Below are 3,135 nucleotides of genomic sequence, written 5' to 3' on the forward strand. Positions count from 1 at the left end.
TGGAATGCGAGTATCCTGGGCGGCATGCGCGGGGGTGTGGCGCGGTGGAAACGAGGGGTTGCCTCACATGGGGTGAGGCAATCGATTGCTTACGCGTTCGGCGGTGTCTGCGATTCCCACCTCACCGCGAAGACAGCGCAAGGGGTCCTCGCGGCAGCGGATTACGCGGAAGCGGTGATGACCCGGTACATCGTGGAGAACGGGTCCATCCGCGATGATCTGCTCACCCGGAAGCAGTTGCGCACCTGGGTCGATGGTGGCGACCCACTCACCGGTGAGCATCGCGGGTTCGAGATGTCCTCCCCCAATGCGGATCTGGTGTTGGATGCGACGATCAACGCGCCGAAGTCGTTCAGCATCGCGGCGATGTTGGACCCGGAGTTGAACGTGGCGTACGAGGACCTCCAGGACCGACTGAGGGACCGGATCATCCACCTCTGGCAAGAGGAACTCAACGCCCGCCGTGGAAAAGGCGGCTGCATCAGAGAAGACCTCGCCCGAGTCGAGGTGGTCGAGCTCAAGCATGAACGCTCCCGCTCACTGGACCCGCACAAGCACCGGCACCTGTGGTTGAACGTGAAAGTCCAAGGCATCGACGGGAAATGGTCGAACGTGGACACCCGGGTTGCGCTGCGGTTCCAGAACGTCATCAATGCCGAAGGCGACCTCGCCGCCCGCACCGACCCCACCTGGATACACGCCCTCGCCGCGAAAGGCTTCACCCTCAACCAGGACGGGGAGATCGCCCAGTTGCAGCATCTCGTGCGACCGCTGTCGAAGCGGTCCGCGCAGATCGAAGGCAACAAGATCGCCCGGACTGCCTGGTGGAAGGAGCAGCACCCCGGGCAGGAACCGTCCCACGATGTGTCGAATCAGATCGACCGATGGGCCTGGGCTGCCGGCCGACCGAACAAGCCGGGCAATCTGAACGAAGACGACTGGGCCGAGTTCGTCCGCGAAGAGCTCGCCACCGCCGACCCCACTCTCCCTCTGGAGCGCTCCCCCATCGGCGCACCTTACGCATCGATCGAAGATCTCGACATCGAACTCCTCGCCGCCAAAGCCGTCATCGATGCTGATGCTCGCTCGACTAGCACCGGCGGCCGATTCAGCATGATGGACGTCCGCGCCGGCGCGCTCCGCGCCCTCGCCGCCACCGGCGTCATCGCCGAGCGAAAGGAACTTGCGAGCATAGCCGAGCAGGTCATCGCCGCCACACAAGCCCACACCGTCACACTGCTCGACGACCCCGACGTCCCCGCACACATCAAGTCCAGAATGGCCACTTCCACGGCAGCGCTGAAGGCCACGGTTGCCAACCAAATCGAAGCGCTCTCCGCACCTGGTGCCGCGGCCCCCATTGAGGAGATCACCGCGATCACTCACGCGCTCGACCCTGAGCGAGTCCTGGACGCCGATCAAACCGACGGCGCATCCGCCATCGCCGGGACCGCATCCGTCGTCGCCGTCACCGGAGCAGCCGGCACCGGCAAGACCACCATGCTCAAGGTCGCCGGCGCCACCCTGCGACGCCACGGGCGAAACATGATCATCGTCGCCCCCACCAAAAAGGCCTCCACCGTCGCCGGACGCGAAACCAACAGCGCCGCCTCCAGCCTCCACCAGCTCCTTCACGACTACGGCTGGCGATGGAACACCGCCATCGCCGGTAACACCGAGTGGACCCGGCTCCAGCCCGGCGAGATCGACCCCACGACTGGGAAGCAATATCAGGGTCCACGAATCCGAGTTCGCCCCGGCGACCGGATCGTTGTCGACGAAGCGGGCATGCTCGACCTCGAAGCCGCCAACGCCCTCATCGACGTCATCCACCGAACCGGCGCCACCGTCGCCGTCGTAGGCGACGACTACCAGGCCCTCCCCGTCGGGCACTCCGGCGCAATGGCGCTCTTCCGCCGGTCCGCGTTCGAGAAGATCGAACTCACCGAGATCCACCGGTTCCGCGACCCAGAATGGGCCGACCTGTCCGCGCGTGTGCGCTTCGCAAACGGTGCAGCCGAAGCCCTGAACGTCGCCGGAGAGCTTGTTCGAACTGGGCATGTTCGCACAGTCACGAACGAGGTCGAGGCACAAAGGGTGATGATCGATGAATGGTTCGGCGCATCTCACCGAGGCGAGTCGATCGCGCTTGTGACGGCAACCCACGCGGAATCACAGGCGATCTCCGAAGCGATTCAGGCTCGGAGAATCGAAGCCGGCGAAGTCGACGTGAAGCGTTCCGCGACCGGCCAAACCGGGCAACGCATCTACGTCGGTGACCTCGTGCAGACGCGACGTAACAACAATGCGTCCGGAGTCGAGAACCGAGAAGGGTGGGTCGTGCGAAATATCTCGGAATCCCACCTAACCCTGGCCTCGACCTCAGACTCTTCGAACCTGCGGCGGGTCACGATTGATTATGCGGGCTCGCATATGCATCTCGGCTACGCGTCCACTGTGTACGGCGTCCAAGGAGAGACCACGGAACGATCCATCGTCGGGCCGGGTGTCGATGCGGCCGGTCTTTATGTCGGCCTCACGCGCGGGAGAGCAAGTAATGAGGTCGTAGTGGTCTCCGGCACGGTAAAGGGCGCGACAACAGAACTCGCTGCCGCCATGCAGCGCCAACCGACCGAAGAGACGCTTCACAAGTCTCGAGAGGCGGCGCGTCAGGAGTGGATGCGTGCAGCGCGACTGCATTCAACTCGACCGCCAGCAGCAAATCCAGACACCGTCTCAACGCTGTCGCGTTGAACTCCCAACTATCCGAGATCAGCGGTTAGCGAGGCCTGATCGCACTGCTTCACGCCCTAACCTGCTGCGTCCCGCGAGTGAACCGTCTCGCGCGTGATAGTTGAGCAGAGCCACTCCGAGCACGTCCGCCCGCTGCTGCGCTATCGGTCGAACGCCCCCCTGCAGGAAGATTAGCGGGCTGCGACCATCTGACTTGGCCAGCGTTGCTGCTGCTTCTATCGGGCCAACATCGAGATTTCCGCGACTGTTAACCACCCAGGCCAAGTAGCGTGTGCTGAATAGATCGCACAGATCCTTGGTCTGTCCAGATGACGCGACGGTATCGGTCGCTCCGAGATATATCATCCACTCGCGACACAAGTCGATGGCTTCCTCCGCCGA

The 3,135-nt window shown here is 63.6% G+C and carries 2 protein-coding genes; one reads left to right on the forward strand and one right to left on the reverse strand.

Annotation, left to right across the window (positions count from 1 at the left end; translation table 11 throughout):
• Positions 1 to 72 precede the first annotated feature (72 nt).
• Complete coding sequence (locus tag Q0Q23_RS19895; RefSeq protein WP_295128488.1) at positions 73 to 2,754, forward strand: AAA family ATPase; 2,682 nt, start codon at positions 73 to 75, stop codon at positions 2,752 to 2,754.
• Positions 2,755 to 2,772: 18 nt separating this feature from the next.
• Here Q0Q23_RS19895 and Q0Q23_RS19900 read toward each other — a convergent pair.
• On the reverse strand, positions 2,773 to 3,135 hold a 363-nt coding region (locus Q0Q23_RS19900; RefSeq protein WP_295128491.1), incomplete at its 5' end, for a hypothetical protein.

Origin of the sequence: uncultured Leifsonia sp., from assembly GCF_945957465.1 — a bacterium.
In the GTDB taxonomy this organism is placed as follows: Bacteria; Actinomycetota; Actinomycetes; order Actinomycetales; family Microbacteriaceae; genus Leifsonia.